The following is a 17,558-nucleotide window of genomic DNA, read 5'->3' on the forward strand; positions in this document are numbered from 1 at the left end:
GATGAGCACTCCCACTAATCGTCTCTCTCTTTATAGTAGAGTGTGCCTAAAAAATCTGCTTTAGCTAAGCGATTATGGCTTGATGTATATCAACTGATATCATTCACCTTCAGTCTATCTTGCGATGCTGCGCAAATGAATGATCCAGAGTAACGGCTTGCCTTTGCTAAAATAAACACCAACTCAAGAAGCTTTATATTAGGTTATCACAATGAAAAAACTGCTGATTTGGAGCGAGAAAAATAATTTTATTTTTTTAACTCTGGCCTTGATTGGCTACATTTTTTTAGCCGCCTGTGTTGACCAATTTTGGCAAGGAGACGGCTTTAAGTTTCTACAGGCCGCCATGGTGTTAGTGCTCGCCGCAGGCGTATGGCAAGCCAAGGGCAAAAAACTTTGGTTTGCCATCGGCTTAGGATTTTTACTCGCTACCACATTAATCGCCATTTTTAATTTGTGGTTTGAAGCCGAAAGCTTAGCGGGTATCTATCTCGGCTTTGTATTTTGTTATCTAGTGATCAGCACTTGGACCGCACTTAAGCAGGTCTTATTCACGGGCGAAATCGACACCAATAAGCTGGTAGGAGCTATCTGTATTTTCCTGCTGGTCGGTTTAGGCTGGGCCCACCTCTATACCATCTTAAACAGCTACCTCCCCGAAGCCTTTAGCGGCGTTTCCGCAGAGCATTGGAGCAGCCAGATAAACGCTTTCATCTACTTCAGCTTTGTCACGCTCACCACTTTGGGCTACGGCGAGATCACCCCCAAGGTGCCAATTACTCGCTTCTTTACCTTCAGCGAAGCCATTTTCGGGGTATTTTATATGGCAATATTAGTGGCAAGCCTAGTGGGCGCTCGCATGTCTAAGCGCGAACGCTAAGCAACAAAAAAGGCGACCCAATGGTCACCTTTTATTCAACTGAACGCGCAACAGCCCGCTTGCTTAAGCGATCCCGTATTGCTCACGGTAAGCACTCACCGCCGCCAACGCAGTTTGATTATCGCCTTGCTCTTCTAAATAAGTGATTAAATCTGCCAGCTTAACAATAGAAATCACCGTGGCATTGTAGTCACGCTCAACTTCTTGAATCGCCGACAACTCACCTTTACCTTTCTCTTGGCGATCCAGCGCAATTAGTACACCAGCTAACTCCGCATCATGGGCATTAATAATGTCCATCGACTCGCGAATCGCGGTGCCCGCGGTAATCACATCATCCACCAGCATCACCTTGCCAGCCAGCTCAGAGCCCACCAAGCTACCACCTTCACCGTGGGTTTTAGCTTCTTTACGGTTAAAGCAGTAAGGCACATCCTTTTGGTAATGCTCGTCTAAGGCCACCACGGTAGTGGTGGCAATGGGGATCCCCTTGTACGCTGGGCCAAACACTAAGTCGTACTCAATGTTTGAGTCTTGCAGCGCTGCGGCGTAAAACTTACCTAAACGGTTTAAATCACGGCCAGTATTAAACAAACCCGCGTTAAAAAAGTAAGGGCTGGTTCGGCCCGACTTTAAGGTAAATTCGCCAAACTTTAGTACGCCTTTGGCTAAAGCAAATTCAATAAACTCGCGTTGATAAGCTTTCATCATTCTCTCTCAAATTAACCCGCAAGGGCTTCACGTTGGGCCGCATTAATTTGGGCAATACCTTGTTTGGCAAAGGCCAGCATGTCTAGTAGCTCTTGATGGCTAAATGGCGCGCCCTCGGCCGTGCCTTGCACTTCAATCATGTTGTCGTCTTCACACATCACCACGTTCATGTCGGTCTCAGCAACGCTGTCTTCGGTGTACTCAAGGTCACAGACAACCTCACCACCAACCACTCCCACCGAAACCGCAGCAATCAGCTGCTTCAATGGGCTAACTTTCAATTTTTTCTGCTCAATCATCCACCAGATGGCATCTTGTAGTGCCACGCAAGCACCGGTAATCGCCGCCGTGCGGGTGCCACCGTCGGCTTGAATCACATCACAATCCACCACAATGGTATATTCACCCAGCGCGCTCAAATCAACCGCAGCACGCAACGAGCGACCAATTAAACGTTGGATTTCTTGAGTACGGCCACTCTGCTTGCCACGCGCCGCTTCACGACCCATACGGCTATGAGTAGAACGAGGTAACATGCCGTATTCCGCCGTAATCCAACCCTGGCCCTTACCTTTTAAAAAGCGTGGTACACCATCGTCTACCGAGGCAGTACATAATACTTTGGTATCGCCAAACTCAACCAATACCGATCCCTCGGCATGAGCCGTATAGTTTCGAGTAATGGTGATTGGACGCATTTGTTCGACAGCTCTTCCGTTAGGACGCATGCTAGTAACCTTTAATAGAAAATTCGCGGCTATTATATAGGCTTTTGTCGCACTTGGTCACGCCCAGACTGACGAACCAGCGAATAGCCGCTATAATCGGGCAAATTTTTTGAGGATATTCAACTATGATCCACAGCATGACAGGCTACGCACGCCACCAACTTAAAGCCGATTGGGGCAGTGCCACATGGGAAATTCGCAGCGTAAACCAACGTTATTTAGAAACCTACTGGCGCATGCCAGAGCAGTTTCGCGCCCTAGAGCCGGTATTGCGAGATAAGATCAGAAAAGCCCTACAACGTGGCAAAGTTGAATGTAACCTGCGCTTCGACGCCGACCAGGCTAGCCGTGGCGAACTGCAGCTTAACCAAGCCCTCGCCGAACAGCTCATCAAAAATGCCGAATGGGTACAGCAACAAGCTGGCGGACAAATTAACCCCGTCGACATACTGCGCTGGCCGGGCGTGATGGAAACCCCAGAGCAAGACGCCGACGCCATTAGCAAAGAACTTTTAGCGGGCTGGTTAGTGGCCCTAGAAGCCTTTATTGAAAGCCGCGCCAGCGAAGGTGCCAACACCGCCACCATGATCACCAGCCGCCTCGATAAAATTACCCAGCAAGTGGCCTTTGTACGCGAGCAAATGCCCGCCGTAATGCAATGGCAGCGTGACCGCCTAAACAATCGCCTCGCCGAAGTAAAAGACGAGCTAGAGCCGCAGCGCATCGAGCAAGAAATGATCATGGTCGCGCAGAAGATAGACGTCGCCGAAGAGCTAGACCGCCTCGACTCGCACGTAAGCGAAACCCGCAAAATCATTAAAAAAGGCGGCGCCTGTGGCCGACGCCTCGATTTTATGATGCAAGAGTTTAACCGCGAAGCCAACACCCTCGCCTCTAAATCAATTAACGCCGAGATCACCCAAGCTGCGGTAGAGCTAAAGGTATTAATTGAGCAGATGCGCGAGCAGATCCAAAACATAGAATAAGTGTTTTTCGTCGTGAGCGGCCATTTCCGCAAAGTTGCTCTCCATACCAAGTACCGCCATTACCTTTAAGTAAGTGCCTATGGCAACGCCCGGATCACCTGCGAAGAGTTTGTTCACGGTTTTCTGATCAAAGCCAGTGCGCTCACACAGCAGCTTTTTTGTAAAACCACGTCGTTTCATCGCCAACAACAAGTCTTCACCAAAATGAGTCAGGGTTTTACGCTGCTTTGGAAACAGCACATTGTGTAAATCACGCTTAGTCATTGCACCAACCAATGGGACTGTATTCCCATTTTAATGACCATAATTGGATTAATATCCTACTTTTAGGTTTAGTTTGCGCGATGGCTAAGGCGATGATACGAGGCCCTGAATACCAAAAGCCACCAAACTACACTTTTATGCGCGTAAAAGTGTGAGATGGTAGAAAAACCTTAACTAGGATCCCGAGGTCTACTCAACCTTACTTTATAGGTAACAATCTATAGACCTAAAGGTGGGCATACAACCTTTCAGGTAATCCATGCTGAGCGAGTTTTTCTAACACTCTATGACCGTTCTATAACCTGATCGTTTAAAGTAAATCACTTAACCGGTTTAACAGCGCTTTACGGCTATTATTCGCCACAACAAAGCGCTTAAAGCGTTGCTCAAACGCCGCTTCATCCGCTTTAAACTGGTAGGCTTCGAACAGTTGATGCAGATAGCGTGAAGCCTCATCGTAACCACTGGCGCAGGTTCGATTCGCTTGCTCTTGTACTTGCTGCCAGTAGTGCTCACGCTGGCGATAAATCTCTGTCTGCGCTTTTTCTTTTTCCGCTTTTTCGATAGCTAATTTTTTAGCGAATGCTTCGGCTTGTTCTTGCTGTAATTGGTTTTTTGCTTGTTCAATATAAGGGGCAATTACGTCGGGCGTTAACCAATACTGATAGCTTTCATCGTTATTGGCAGATTCTTTTCGCGTCATGGCTAAGGCTTGGTGACGGGTTAACTGGCCTTGTTCAAATATTGCGCTTATTAACGCGTTTTTGTCTGCCTCTGTGAGATTATTTAGCCATGTGTCCAACTGAAACTGGCTTTGTTTGGCTTGGTGACTTGGCTTAGCCTTAAGCATCATAGAAAGCGCTTTAACCAGAGTGAAAGGGATACTGTAAAGTGCAGCAAAAGCCAATAATCCCTCATTGATATTCTGAAAATCGAACTGAATTAAAGGTATTGCTTCAAGTTCGCTATTCGAGTCAAACTCTTTAAGCCACATAAAATACAAAAGACGCCAATCACCTTGAATTAACGCACTGCGTAAGCCTGCTAAATGTTGGAAAAAATCTTCTGCACTTTCATCATCAAAATACTCGTAATACTCCTCAATGGAGAAAACAAGTAGTTGCCACTCGTCAGTTTGATGAAGATAAAGTTCGTCGCTTGAAAACTCAAACATCGCATCCCGTATCGTCCCTGCGGGCAGTTTAATGTAAACATAGATAGAGCCCCAGTCGGCGTAATAAAAACCGATATCAAAGTACTTTAGCATCAGCTCATTCGGCTCTGCTTTTAAATCACTGTAGTTATAATGTACTTGAAAAGACCTTGCCGTGATGTTGGCACGGCTTGAAATAACGTTGAGCGCTTGGAGCGCTTTACTGTCTAAGTGCCCATCCAGACACTCAAATCGATAGTATTGATATTCGCTCACGATAACCTTTTTATGAATTAATGGTGAATTGAAAGGTTTGCTTTAACAAAGGCTGAACCTGAACCACTCTGGCGACAAGTTCACCGTTTAAATAACATCTCGGATCGATGATAATAAATCCCCAAAACTGTAAAAATCGCTCAATAAACCGATTTTCGATGAGCATGTTTAAGTTTCTTTCTGGCGAGAAGTAATCATCCGTAGAGAAAGCCTGTTGCAAATCAGGAAAAGCTGTCATCACCTCTTTAACAAGCTGCTCCAAACTGTTGTGGCTTTGTATTCGCCACAGCATAAACAACCAGAAGGTTCTTAGGTCAATATCGTGCTCCCAGCCATCTAGGTAGCCCCAATTGTACTGAGAGCTTGCCGCTTCGAGCATGGGGATAAAGAACGCCTGTATACCATGCGTTAGGTACTGCTTTTGAGCTGCTTTTTTAACATGATAGCGCCCACTTCGACGATAGATGATACCTGCAATCTCTGCTAGCACTCGGGTGTAATGCAATGCATTAAACTTATCTTCGTTACTGCCCGCAAACTCGCTGATACTGATGTCACGTTCGAATTGAGCAACGGCAAACTCTGGCAACAATTCACTGGCTTGTTTAACGACTTTTGTTGGCAAGTTGCCTTTGGTGGTGGCTTTAAACGAGCCATCGTTTTGCATCGCTTCATCTAATATCAATGTTAAGTAACGCATCACAGGACAGGCCTTAAGGTCGTCTGGCGTGTGTATTAGTACCCCTTCCAACTCACTGAAAGGCGCATATAACCAATTACTCATTTGTGTTGGCGAAAGGCCACAAAAGTCAGGATGAGGCCGTTCATTAGCCGCCTTCATTTTTTGTTCTGCAACGATATTGAGTTCTTCTAAAGATAAGTTAGGGTTCATTGCGACTACTTGCTCAATATCATCCAGCATAGATGCGTGCTGCTTAGAGAGACTGTTCATGCAACAACGTTTGTATTTTTTACCGCTGCCACAAGGGCAAGGTTCATTTCGACCTGGTTTCATGTTTTATCTACTCGTCTTATTTATCTTAATGCTACGTCACGTTAAAAAACGTCACCTCAAACCAACATCATCTCAAGCTAAAAGTGCCGAATTTTCTTGCTTACGCTCTGCGAGTGTTTTTTCTATCGCTAACACAGTGGCCTTACTCACCCCGTGTGGCTCAGCAAGCTGCCTAAACAGACTAATGGCATCCACTACCTCTTGAATACATTGCTGCGCTTCCTTCCAATTAGCAAAGCCAGCACTGGCCGCTAGCTTTTGCATCACTTTGAGTGGTGGCGCTTTTCCGTACCCAGCAAAGGCGGTGGCATGTTCATTAAAAGGGTGAGGGCTAAAGGTTACATCGTAAAATGGTGCGAGCTGCCAACTGCCATCATCGGCTTGTAAAAAGCCCCAATTTTTACTGTGATCGTCTTGGTTCGCGGCCAATAAGTTAAACATTGCGCGTCGAAATTGAAGTTGCCCGGCAGCAGGTGACTTACACAGTTGACGACTGGCTTTAATTAGATCGCTGTAGTCTAAGCTCGGGCTTCGAAAGTCGGCATCCAATAAGCCGCAAGCACTGTGCATATGTAAACGCCCAGCCTTCTCCTGCGCGGGTAAATAATCGAAACGCTTTAACGCAAGCCATGCTTTAGCGCCGCTACTTGCTGGCGCTTCAATTAACTGCCAAGTCGGTGGCTGACATTTTGCCAGCTCAGCCATTTGTAAATAGGCCGCTTCACATAAACCTTCTTCATGGCCCAAGGCTAAGTTCTTCGAAGTAAACTTAACTAACCATGCTTCATCACGAGGCTGTGCATAGGTGCGGCATTGCGTCGCGTCTCCAGCAGGCATATAAATTTGCGCTTTTGGTCTTGCCCCACCCGAACTACCACCAGCGACTAATGCGGCTAACACTTGCTGAGTGCTACCGTCTAAATCGTCAGTCTCTTTGTAGTCAAGAGCGGACTGGTCAAATAAGGTTTGCGCTTCTAAGCCCAGTGTTGCTAAATCAATATCTGTTCGCTGATCGAATGAGAACTCAGATACAGGGGTAAAAGACAATGCCCCCATTCCTTGCTGGCCAACAAACGCCAGTCTATCCATTGCTGTTACTTGTGCAGGTATTATACCTTGTTGGCGAAACACACGATCTTGCAACAGCAACCCCCAACCATCGGGAAGACTATCACCAAACACGCCGTGAATGCCTTGGTGAGGCTCTTTCGGTGCTTGCTGTAATCGCGCATCACCTTGAAGCGCAAAAGGAGATAAATTGCCAAACCTGCTTAGATAATTTTCATTGTACTGAAAGAAAACACCTTGGCGATTTTGCGCTAATATACCCACCAATACAGTTTCGCCCGTTGTGAGAGTGCGCTCCACATTCAACTTTTGAATGGATTTAAAGCTCATCTTTAAGCACCTCTTCTATACTGGTCGGTAAAGCGGTACGGTCAGTCGTGGTTTGTGTCAGTTGATAAAACCTGTCTAGTGAATCCAACGACTGCCACAAAAGCAGCAGCTGACGAAATGAGATTTGTCCGGTGAGTTCAAACTTTTTTATGGTCGAAGCAGGTACACAACTGCGCAGTGCCAGTGCCTCTCGCGATAGCTTCGCTTGTTTGCGTAAGCCCCGCAGATGAGTAGCAAAAGCTTGGCTTACATCGGTGTCATCTAAAAGTGAAAAGTTCATGCGCAGCCTAAATGGATACAATGATGTCTATTATAGCTATACCTTCTTATTTATGGATACAGTAATATCCATAAAAATATGGATGATAATCACATGACTGGAGAAGGATAGTAAAAGCTGATACTTTGCGTTAGGCAAGAGGTTGAGTTAAAGCGATTAATCGCCTAATAGGCTTGTATCTAAGAGGCGAATTACAAGTGGTTAAATTGATGGTTGTTTGATTTTAAATTATTAATCAATGAGAAGATCCAAACCTAGATTAAGCGAATTATTCAAACTAAAAAGGGTGGTGATTTAGTGTTTTGAGGCTTAAGTATTCACTTGCCAGGAATTCAAACTACCCTTAAATCGTCACCTATAGGCGAATGAGTGAGGCACTAAAAATCGCTAGTGATTTTAAAATGACTCTGACCCCTTTTATACTCTTCAAACGGCCACTAACCGATAAACAATGAAGCTGGCACACCAAAACGCGCCGATAGTGCCTTAATGTGGTTGAGTGTTAGAGAGCGCTTCCCATTCAAGATCATTGATACCGTCGATTTTGCACCAATCTCTTCTTTCAAGTCACTTAAGGTCAATTGATGCTGATCGATGATAACTCTTAGCATGGCGATGCCGGGCTCTAGTTTTTCGATAGCTTGATTAAATTCACTAAACTGTTCCGCTTCTGCTTCATACCTTTCAATCACCGGAAACATCAAGTCGATCACTGGCTGATGAGCATCATAATCTTCGATAAGTACTTCCATCGTGGCAATCAGCTCTTGATATTGCTCTGGTGAAGAGATACCACTCACCCAAGGCATGACTTGGCTCAGTTGGTTAGCGACTTTGTCTAAAACTGCGATATCTAACATAGGGTTACCTTTTCAGCTTCTTTTCACGGTATTGCTTTGTAATGCAGTCTTACTCGGCATGGCTGACAATGTTCTTAATGAAGCATCGACTTCCTACAAATTCGATAAATGCAATAAGCCTAAGGTTGTTACCACCAATATCAATCACCCACCACTTATCAACATATTTAAAGTTGTCTAATGAGGGAAATACTTTTCGTAGCTCATCCGGGCTTTTTGCTTTACTCTCTTTTAACACCTTGTACGTTGCATCTAGTGCATCGGAATCGTTTGGATAGCGTTTTTTCGCATTTTCAAAAGGTTGCTTACTTATAACGTGCATGTACTATCCAGCCTGTTCACTATATGTGAACACTATACCTAAGCCAAGTTTAGTTCACCATATGTGAACATCAAGAAATTATTCAAATTTGAAGCAAAGTAACTAGTGGTGGTTAACAATGAGCAGCAAAGATAATTAGCGTTGCAAGCTTTTGGTTTACAAAGGGTTTATTATTTAAATCTACATTCAGATCCAAACCTAGATTAAGCGAATTATTCAAACTAAAAAGGGTGGTGATTTAGTGTTTTGAGGCTTAAGTATTCACTTGCTAGGAATTCAGACTACCCTTAAATCGTCACTTATAGGTGAATGAGTGAGGCACTAAAAGGCGCTAGTGATTTTAAAATGACTCTGACCCATTTTATAAGGCCTGCTTAGAAGCCAAAGTGGAACGCTCGCGGTTGGAGCAACGCTTACGCCAGTTGGATGAAGACATCGCTCAAAAGCAGCAAGCACGAGGCTTATTAGCGGCCCTACTGGGTGAAGGCTCACTGCGAGCTTGGCATCAACAGACCAATCAACTAGCGCCAGATGCTCATCTGGATTGGTTAAGGCAGCAAGGCTTTAATGAAAAACAGGCTTTGCATTTGAAATGGTTGTCAAAAGATATGAACGCACACGAGCAATACATGGCCGACTTTATGACGGTGTTCCAAAATTTAGAGCACTGGGGGCCCGGTACCGATGATGACTCGCTTAAGGCTTTGTTATCACTCCCCACCGAGCCGCAAAGCATCATTGATATTGGCTGTGGTAAAGGCTTTTCTACCCGGTTATTAGAGCAACATACCAACGCACAGATTGTCGCGGTAGATAACGAACAAAGCGCCCTCGATGAACTTGGCGAGCGCCTTGCTGAGCAACAATTAGGCTCGCGGGTTACCCTGAGCTGCGCCAGCATGACCGAACTGCCGTTTTCAGCTTCGAGCTTTGATTGTGTTTGGTCAGAGGGCTCGGCTTACATTATGGGGGTCGAACAAGCGTTAACACAGTGGCGACCGTTACTTACAGAGAATGGCTGTATGGTACTCAGTGACTTGGTTTGGTTAACCGACAACCCAAGCCCTGAGGCCTTGGCATTCTGGCAACAAGAATACCCCGATATGCAAAGAGTACCAAAACGCTTGGCGCAAATGCGCCAAGCAGGCTTTGAAGTAATTGACCATTTCACCCTAAGTGAACAAGCCTGGCTCAATTATTACCAACCACTTAAAGCGCGTGTTGCGCAACTCAAATCAAGCCTGCCGGACTCAGCAGCCATTGCTGATTTAGAGCGAGAGATTACGATTTATGAGCGCTACTTAAGCGAGTTTGCTTACCACATGTTTGTGCTACAGAAAGGAGCGTAATGCGACGCCTCTTATAGCAAACCCTGCACGGCTGGAAAGAACAGACACCATAATACCCATATAAATAAGCGCGCCTTTCTGCGTTGGCAGATGGCTATTACAAAGAACACTAGAAAATCGGCAAACTCTACTCGATAAAATCCTTCAAACTGCTATTTCTTAGCGCTAACAGCAGAATACGCAGCGCGCTCTTCAAACATGCAATCTTTCCATTTACTTCCAAATAGTTAAACTTTAAGCTCACAAGCTGTCACTCTAAGATGACTTGCATCATTTAACCGCTTTATTTAGATAGGAATTGTTTGTGACCAAAGATGATTTTTTAGAACTGCAAATGATCAGTACATGGCGCTTATTTTTCTATTCTGCGATTACTTTAGGGGTTTATTCGGGCTACTACATCAAAGCCTTAAGCCACAAAGTGAACCAACTAGACAATAACTTGCCCGCCATTCATAACACTCTGGTCGAGACTCTATTTGTGTTGTGCTGGCTCGGCCCATTGAGCCTAGTCAAAGAGATTTGGTTTAAGGATCAGCCTATCTTTGTTTTGGCCGATGCACTGCTTAACTGGCTAGGTTTCATTTTAGTCGTTGTTTGGGCCTTTAAAGTGCGCAACCGCATCAACCTTACCTTCGACTTTGCAAAAACAGATCACCAGTTTTGGTTCTATGGTTTCTGGTGCTTTGTGTTTAACTCGTTCTATATCAACTATCGACTCAATCACGTCTGTTTGTGGGTACGCGCAGACCAAGATACAGCTGCGCCCCCCGAAGATCGATAAACACCAGCTAAGACAGAGCAACAATACCAGCCCTTCACTGGTTCGCAATGCTTACCCCATCGTGAATCCGTGAGGCGGCCCTTGCAAATTAAGCGCTACTTTTAAACTAAACTCGATTAAACCTTGCGCTATAGCCTAGAATCATTACAGTATCTGCCCCCGAGCCTGAAGCTCACGTCCTAGGATTGTCATGAAAAAAACCTATCTGTTAAGTCACCCCAAACGTAATCTGGCACGCATTATTGAAGCCGCAAAACATGATGCTAAAAAGTACATTAAGCGAGAGAAGGGTAAAACCTTGCCAGCGGGTGATGACTTTTGGGATTTTGATTGCAAATACGGCATCAATGAAGCCGAGGCAGAGGTAATTCATGTCTCGCAAATTAATGCCTGCATGGATAAAGCAGAGCAGCAGCAACTGCCTTCGTTCTATCTAGAAATTATCGCCAGAGGCGCACAACGTCCACCAAAACCCTTGTTCAGCGAAACCGATGAGGCTGCAGAAGAAGTCGCACAAGAAACAAAAGAAGATGAAGCCGAAAGATAAAGGTGCTGCTAGCGCACTCTCCAATCAAAAGCCTTAATGGGAGCTCCATTAAGGCCTTGTTCAGAACAGAGTAGCGCGCGTTTAAGTCTCGTGGTTTAACGCGTCCCATAAGCCATTGATATACATGATGCCGAGGGCACGGTCATACAAACCATAACCAGGGCGAGCCCACTTTTCTTCTCCCCAAATATGTCGACCATGGTCCGGACGCACATAACCCTGATAGTTATGTTTGTAGAGCATTTTCACCACTTGTACAATATCAATCGAACCATCGCAGGCGCGGTGAGAACTTTCGATAAAATCACCATTGTCGAAGCGCTTCACATTACGAATATGCATGAAGTGGATCCGCTCGTGGAAAGTATCGATTAGATCAGGAATATCATTGTTCACCGATCCTAAAGAACCAGAACACAGGGTTAAGCCGTTATAAGGATTGTCCACCAAGCCTAGAAAACGTTGGATGTTTTCTTTATTAATAATAATTCGCGGTAAACCAAAGATCGGGAAGGCCGGGTCGTCGGGATGGATCGCCATCTTGATACCACATTCTTCCGCCACCGGAATAATTTGCTCAAGGAAGTACTGCAAGTTTTTCCAGAGATCTTCCGCCGTAAAATCTTTATATAGCTTAAAGGTTTCTTTTAAATTGGCTAAGCGTTCTGGCTCCCAGCCCGGCATGGTCACGTCGGTATTTTTAGAAATCGTTTCAATCAGCTCGATGGGGTCAATTTCGCTAATCTTACTTTTCTCAAAGAATAAGGCATTCGAGCCATCAGGTAAGCTTTTATAAAGCTCGGTACGAGTCCAGTCAAACACCGGCATAAAGTTGTAACACACCACCTTCACACCAAATCGGCCCAGCGCTCGCAGGGTTTGTTTGTAGTTTTCGATGTATTGGTCACGGCTCTCTAGCCCCAACTTAATATCTTCATGCACATTGACACTTTCAACCACATCGATATTAAAGCCAGATTTTTTGATCTGCTGTTCAACTTCAGCAATCCGCTGCTCGTCCCACAACACCCCCGCAGGCATGTCGTGTAAAGACCAAACGATGCCTTCCACACCAGGGATTTGCTTAATTTGGTCAAGGGTGATTTGATCGTTGCCCTCACCGTACCATCTAAATGTCATTTTCATTGCGAATATTCCTGACAGGTTTAATTCACTCGCGTAGATCAAACCTTAATCGTTATTTAGCTCATCAATTCAACAAGCTAACATTTAAAATCGTAGACTGACTGCTTAGCGCCTTTTTCAAGGAGCAACTCTAATGCATGCAGTAAGTTCGCCTTAAAGGCGGCTTGTTTGGCCAATTTAGGTGGAAAAATTGCACTTAACTGCAAAAACGCCTCGACCACTTCTTCGACCGATTCATTGGTCAGCCAAATGTCGGCAAACTGTTCTGCCATGGGGTCACGAACATCAATCACGGCACCACGTTCATCCACCCCTCGGGTATACTTCATCCAAGCGGCCAAAGCCAAATACAAACCCGGACTCTCAATATTGTGCTGTAAGCCATAGGCAATCGTTTGTAAGAAACGTGGCGGGATCTTTTGCGAACCATCCATGGCAATTTGCCAAGTACGGTGTTTTAAGGCGCTATTTTTATAACGGGCGATCAGTGAGTCTTTGTAATGCCCAAGATTGATCCCCTCAACGTTCAGCGATGGGCTGATTTCAATATCCATTAAGTAACGAATGAAGCGTTCATAAGCCTCATCTTGAATGGTTTGGTTAATGGTTTGATAACCCGCCAAATAACCAAGATAAGCCATGGCCGAATGGGTGCCATTCAGTAAGCGCAGCTTCATCTTCTCGAAGGGCGTCACGTCATCGGTAATAATAACATTGTCGATTGAGGTTTTTTCCCAAGCGGGTCTTTCATTACAGAACTTGTCTTCAATCACCCACTGTAAGAAGGGTTCGGTAACCAGCGATTGCTGGTCTTCAAGGCCGAGAGCCTGATTAACACGCTGCTGATCTGCGGTGCTGGTTTGCGGCACGATACGGTCAACCATGGTTGACGGGAAACTCACCTCGGCGGCAATCCAATCATGGAGTTTTGGGTCCAGCTGCTTGGCAAAATCTAATATGATATTTTGCAACACCACACCGTTGTGCGGCAAGTTATCGCAAGATAAGGGAGTAAAAGGCGCAATTTTATCTTCACGGCGTTTTTTGAGTGCTGCCACTAAAAAGCCAATCGCGGTATGCGGTTCACCTAGATGCGCCAAATCATGCTGGATCTGTGGATGCTCTAGATTCAAACGCCCTGTCGCAGGATGATGACAATAGCCTTTTTCGGTAATCGTTAAACTCACCACCTTCACCGAAGGCTGAGTCATATAACCAAGGATCGCATCCACTTGGTTACTAAAAAGTACTTGTTCTACCGCACCAATAATCGCCAGCGAAAGTGTCTCGTCTTGGCCGACCGCTACGGTATAAAGATTATCTTGGTTAGCGAAGCTGGCTTCAGGGCCGGTTTGTTCGATTGACTGACCTGCCGCTCCCCAATTACACACCCCAACAATTTTCCAATCGCCACCATGCTCTTTGAGCAAAGTATCCGTGATTAAAGCTTGGTGGGCTCGATGAAATGCGCCAAAACCAAGATGAACCATGCCCACCCCAGCATTCATGCTCTGTTCCGTAGGTTTACTTGCTGCGTTCGCGCTCGGCATAGAGCTTTTATTTAGTTTCATTAAAACCTCAATAGTAGCAGCGTTAAAGGCAAAGCTTTGCTGGCTTAGGTCCGTATATAAACAAATAAAGCAATACCCAAGCGCAGTGTTGAGTATTGCTTCGAAGTAATTTAGCTAAAAAAGCCTAAATCATTATTTGGTGTTTTGAATATCATTCAACATACCAACAAGCTCTGGGTTTTCAGTTTTAAATTTCTCATAAACTGATTGAACCGCTTTTTGGAATGCAGGAGTATCACTCTCAACAAAGGTAATCCCTTGTGATTCTAAGTCAGTGCGAGCTTTAGCAACGTAATCGCTCCAGTTTTTCTCTTGCACTGCAACTGTGGCTTGCGCATCTTTACGTACTGCTTCTTGCTCTGCTTTTGACAAGCTATCCCATACGCTGGTAGAAATAACCAATACGTCAGGCACCATGGTGTGACGGTCGTAAGAGTAAACTTTTTTCACTTCAAAGTGACGTGAAGAGTAGTAAGACGGAATGTTGTTTTCCGCACCATCAACCACACCTTGTTGTAAAGCAGAGTACAACTCACCATAAGGAAGTGGCACCGGCGTCGCACCTAGCGCTTTGATGATATCAATCGCTAATGGTGAGTTTTGCACACGAATCTTCATGCCTTTCAAGTCTGCAGGAGTCACAATCGCTTTATCTGTGTAGAAGCTACGAGCACCAGCATCTAAGAACGCTAAACCAACAAAACCTTGGTCACGAGAAGAAGCTAAAATACCTTGGCCAATTGGTCCATTTAACACTTTGTTGTAATGGTCAAGATCACGATATAAATAAGGCAATGACAAAATTTTGTAAGCCTTTGAGAAAGACTCTAGTGGCGCAGCACTTACTTTGGTAAATGCAATGGTGCCATTTTGAACCATTTGCAATAACGCTGTTTCATTCCCTAAGGTTCCATTTGGATAAACCTTCACTCGCAAGTCACTATCTTTGGTCACACTTTTCGCGAACCAATCCAAAGATTGGTGAACAGGGTGCTCAGTTGGTAATGCGTGAGCCAATTTCAAAGTTTTTGCATATACAGCCGAGCTACAAGACATCCCTGCAATCACACCAGCCAGTAAGAGTTTTTTAAATTTCATAATTTCACGTCCTTAATCAATTTATTATTAGGATTTATATCCTGCCAAGTGAGGCAGCCACATGGTTAGTGAAGGAAATACCACTATCAATCCGAGTGTTATTACCATAATTAAGAAAAGGGGCAGTAACTTAGGCACCACTTCTCCCAGTTTATTTCCAGATACACTACAGCCTACAAATAGAGCTGTACCCACTGGAGGTGTACAAATACCGATACATAGATTGAATACCAAGATAATACCGAAGTGAATTGGATCCACGCCTAATAGCACCGCTATCGGTAAGAATATCGGGGTAAAAATCAATACCGCTGGTGACATATCCATGAACGTGCCCACAACCAATAAAATCAAGTTCATGAGCAACATAATCACAATTGGATTGGTCGAGTAATTCAACACAAACTCAGCAATCGCAGTTGGAATGTCTGCATTCGCCATTCCCCATGACATGGCCGAAGAAGTTGCAATCATCAGTAATACAATCGAAGTGGTTAACACGCTATCAATTAAGATTGAAGGTAAGTCTTTGACTTTTAATTCACGATAAGCAAAACCGAGGATCAAGCTGTAAACCACCGCGATGGCTGAAGCTTCGGTCGCGGTGAAAGCACCACCCAAGATACCGCCCATAATAATCACGACTAAGAATAAGCTCGGCAATGCATCGAGAATAACTTTAGAAGTTTTTTCGGTTTGAACAATTTTTTCTTGAGGAATACCATTTCGTTTACCCAAGATGAAGATACCAAGGATGATACCTAAGCCCATGAGTAAACCTGGGACATATCCGGCAATAAATAGGTATTGAACAGAAGTACTGCTCACAAGTGCATACAGAATAAGAATGTTTGACGGCGGAATTAACAAGCCAGTCGGGCATGACGCCACGTTCACAGCTGTCGAAAATGCCCGCGGATACTTATGCTCTTTCTGCATTGGCCCCATGATGCCACCAACAGCCGCGGCAGCTGCCGCTGCAGAGCCAGACAAAGAACCAAACATCATGTTGGCAATCACATTCACATGGGATAAAGAGCCTGGTAAGCGACCACCAAGTAACATCGCAAAGTTAATTAAGCGTACCGCTAAACCTCCCCGGTTCATTAAATTACCGGCCACAATAAAGAACGGTAAGGCTAATAAACCAAAGCTATTTAAACCATTTGCTAACTGCTGCGAGACGAGTATCGAGGCTTTATCGATAGGGAAATCGAGAAAAATCGTCAATAATGCAGCACTACCAATCGCGAAGGCAATTGGCATACCGATGATAAGAAAGATAGCCAAGGTGCCAAACAAGACAATAATAGGCAATAGGTCAAAAAGATAATCAGGCATAACGCTGATATATTCTTGAGTGAAAATAAGATCAATTAAAGTCATTACTTATCACCTTTCTTGCCAGAGGCGATATTCGCGATAGAAGCAAATATATCTAACAAACCGTAATAGTTAATAAGAACACCGGACAAAGGCAATACCACGTATACGTAGCCGATAAGTAGATGATTTCCACCAATAGCAAGTCCAGGCGATATTTGATGATGCTGTAAGGTTGTTGCCACAACCATGCTGCCACCATAGATAAGCGCAATCGATGAAAAGGTTATCACCAATATATTAATAAAAATGCTCAGTAAATTTCTATTTCTAAAATTCAACTTCGGCATCACTAATTCTAAAGCGAGGTGCCGTTTTACTGAATAGGTATACGCCCCACCTAAAATACCTATCCAAATAAGTAGGTATCTAGATAGCTCATCGGTAAAGACTGAAGGATCGTTGATAATAAAACGGGTAAAGACTTGCCAAACCACCGTTAAAATCATCGCCCCCATAAATATAATCAGAACCGTAGCCAACACGCGATTGACGATCTGATTCAAGGTAGAAATAATCATTGTTAATTCCATGTATCCTACTTACCATTTTGAAGAAATAGCCAAGACTCCTTCAAAAACTCAACACCAAAGCCGCAAAGCTAACATAAACCGCTGGGAGGATATGAGCTTAAGCTCACACCAAATGTTAAATTTGAACTACAGTTTCAAAATTTGTGACCCAGCGAGTCATAATTGGTATCACTACATATAGGAGAACACCACTCACAAGCTTGACGTGTCACTCCAATACCCGCTCATGTTATACCAATTATCCTAAATAGAAGAGTGTCTATGTCTCATTTTG

The 17,558-nt window shown here is 44.5% G+C and carries 19 protein-coding genes; 5 read left to right on the forward strand and 14 right to left on the reverse strand.

All coding sequences use genetic code 11. The features are described from left to right. Window positions 1-211: 211 nt before the first annotated feature. Entirely contained in the window at window positions 212-880 is a 669-nt protein-coding gene (locus ACRRS0_RS22400) for a potassium channel family protein (RefSeq protein WP_432455383.1), read from the forward strand. A gap of 63 nt (window positions 881-943) precedes the next feature. On the opposite strand, the gene pyrE is transcribed toward ACRRS0_RS22400, so the two are convergent. Both pyrE and rph read right to left on the reverse strand, forming a co-directional pair. After that, window positions 944-1,588, reverse strand: a complete 645-nt coding sequence (gene pyrE / locus ACRRS0_RS22405) for an orotate phosphoribosyltransferase (protein ID WP_432456123.1) — start codon at window positions 1,586-1,588, stop codon at window positions 944-946. Between the two features lie 14 nt (window positions 1,589-1,602). Continuing rightward, window positions 1,603-2,319, reverse strand: coding sequence for a ribonuclease PH (gene rph, locus ACRRS0_RS22410; protein ID WP_432455382.1), 717 nt, complete (start codon window positions 2,317-2,319; stop codon window positions 1,603-1,605). 125 nt (window positions 2,320-2,444) lie between these two features. Here rph and ACRRS0_RS22415 point away from each other — a divergent pair, with 125 nt between their 5' ends. After that, on the forward strand, window positions 2,445-3,305 hold the full coding sequence (locus ACRRS0_RS22415) for a YicC/YloC family endoribonuclease (protein WP_432455380.1): 861 nt from the start codon (window positions 2,445-2,447) through the stop codon (window positions 3,303-3,305). Here ACRRS0_RS22415 and ACRRS0_RS22420 read toward each other — a convergent pair. The 7 genes from ACRRS0_RS22420 to ACRRS0_RS22450 all read right to left on the reverse strand — a co-directional run bounded on the left by ACRRS0_RS22420 (window position 3,264) and on the right by ACRRS0_RS22450 (window position 8,873). Then, a complete protein-coding gene (locus ACRRS0_RS22420) occupies window positions 3,264-3,569 on the reverse strand; it encodes a helix-turn-helix domain-containing protein (protein WP_432455378.1) in 306 nt (101 codons plus the stop codon). The two genes, ACRRS0_RS22415 and ACRRS0_RS22420, sit on opposite strands and share 42 nt — an antisense overlap. 310 nt (window positions 3,570-3,879) lie before the next feature. After that, window positions 3,880-4,998: a hypothetical protein gene (locus tag ACRRS0_RS22425; protein WP_432455377.1), complete on the reverse strand. Its 1,119-nt coding sequence runs from the start codon at window positions 4,996-4,998 to the stop codon at window positions 3,880-3,882. A 10-nt stretch (window positions 4,999-5,008) separates the two neighbouring features. Further along, complete coding sequence (locus ACRRS0_RS22430) at window positions 5,009-6,013, reverse strand: YecA family protein (protein WP_432455375.1); 1,005 nt, start codon at window positions 6,011-6,013, stop codon at window positions 5,009-5,011. 72 nt (window positions 6,014-6,085) lie between these two features. Then, window positions 6,086-7,411 (reverse strand): type II toxin-antitoxin system HipA family toxin, encoded by a 1,326-nt coding sequence (locus ACRRS0_RS22435; RefSeq protein ID WP_432455374.1) that lies wholly within the window; start codon window positions 7,409-7,411, stop codon window positions 6,086-6,088. Beyond that, the gene (locus ACRRS0_RS22440) at window positions 7,401-7,691 is read right to left on the reverse strand and encodes a helix-turn-helix domain-containing protein (protein WP_432455373.1); all 291 of its coding nucleotides are present in this window, start codon (window positions 7,689-7,691) and stop codon (window positions 7,401-7,403) included. The genes ACRRS0_RS22435 and ACRRS0_RS22440 overlap by 11 nt, the downstream gene beginning before the upstream one ends. A 437-nt stretch (window positions 7,692-8,128) precedes the next feature. Beyond that, complete coding sequence (locus tag ACRRS0_RS22445; protein WP_432455371.1) at window positions 8,129-8,551, reverse strand: helix-turn-helix domain-containing protein; 423 nt, start codon at window positions 8,549-8,551, stop codon at window positions 8,129-8,131. A gap of 49 nt (window positions 8,552-8,600) precedes the next feature. Next, on the reverse strand, window positions 8,601-8,873 hold the full coding sequence (locus ACRRS0_RS22450) for a type II toxin-antitoxin system HigB family toxin (RefSeq protein ID WP_432455370.1): 273 nt from the start codon (window positions 8,871-8,873) through the stop codon (window positions 8,601-8,603). A 386-nt stretch (window positions 8,874-9,259) separates the two neighbouring features. Between ACRRS0_RS22450 and ACRRS0_RS22455 the strand changes: the two genes are divergently transcribed. From ACRRS0_RS22455 to ACRRS0_RS22465, 3 genes are all read left to right on the forward strand, one after another. Continuing rightward, window positions 9,260-10,222 carry a MerR family transcriptional regulator gene (locus ACRRS0_RS22455; RefSeq protein WP_432455368.1) on the forward strand — a complete coding sequence of 321 codons (963 nt, stop codon included), beginning with the start codon at window positions 9,260-9,262 and terminating at the stop codon, window positions 10,220-10,222. A gap of 304 nt (window positions 10,223-10,526) precedes the next feature. Next, complete coding sequence (locus ACRRS0_RS22460) at window positions 10,527-11,006, forward strand: DUF4234 domain-containing protein (RefSeq protein WP_432455367.1); 480 nt, start codon at window positions 10,527-10,529, stop codon at window positions 11,004-11,006. A gap of 190 nt (window positions 11,007-11,196) precedes the next feature. Then, a complete protein-coding gene (locus ACRRS0_RS22465; RefSeq protein WP_432455365.1) occupies window positions 11,197-11,553 on the forward strand; it encodes a DUF6172 family protein in 357 nt (118 codons plus the stop codon). An 81-nt stretch (window positions 11,554-11,634) separates the two neighbouring features. Here the strand turns inward: ACRRS0_RS22465 and uxuA are convergent, their stop codons facing one another. The 5 genes from uxuA to ACRRS0_RS22490 form a co-directional block, all read right to left on the reverse strand. Beyond that, window positions 11,635-12,699 carry a mannonate dehydratase gene (uxuA, locus tag ACRRS0_RS22470; protein ID WP_432455364.1) on the reverse strand — a complete coding sequence of 355 codons (1,065 nt, stop codon included), beginning with the start codon at window positions 12,697-12,699 and terminating at the stop codon, window positions 11,635-11,637. A 77-nt stretch (window positions 12,700-12,776) separates the two neighbouring features. Next, on the reverse strand, window positions 12,777-14,270 hold the full coding sequence (locus tag ACRRS0_RS22475) for a mannitol dehydrogenase family protein (protein ID WP_432455362.1): 1,494 nt from the start codon (window positions 14,268-14,270) through the stop codon (window positions 12,777-12,779). A 132-nt stretch (window positions 14,271-14,402) separates the two neighbouring features. Continuing rightward, window positions 14,403-15,368: a TRAP transporter substrate-binding protein gene (locus ACRRS0_RS22480; protein ID WP_432455360.1), complete on the reverse strand. Its 966-nt coding sequence runs from the start codon at window positions 15,366-15,368 to the stop codon at window positions 14,403-14,405. Window positions 15,369-15,395: 27 nt separating this feature from the next. Continuing rightward, on the reverse strand, window positions 15,396-16,709 hold the full coding sequence (locus ACRRS0_RS22485) for a TRAP transporter large permease (RefSeq protein WP_432456122.1): 1,314 nt from the start codon (window positions 16,707-16,709) through the stop codon (window positions 15,396-15,398). A 44-nt stretch (window positions 16,710-16,753) separates the two neighbouring features. Next, window positions 16,754-17,284 (reverse strand): TRAP transporter small permease, encoded by a 531-nt coding sequence (locus ACRRS0_RS22490; protein ID WP_432455358.1) that lies wholly within the window; start codon window positions 17,282-17,284, stop codon window positions 16,754-16,756. Between the last annotated feature and the right edge of the window lie 274 nt (window positions 17,285-17,558).

This window comes from Agarivorans sp. QJM3NY_29 (genome assembly GCF_050870835.2).
Taxonomy (GTDB): Bacteria; Pseudomonadota; Gammaproteobacteria; order Enterobacterales; family Celerinatantimonadaceae; genus Agarivorans.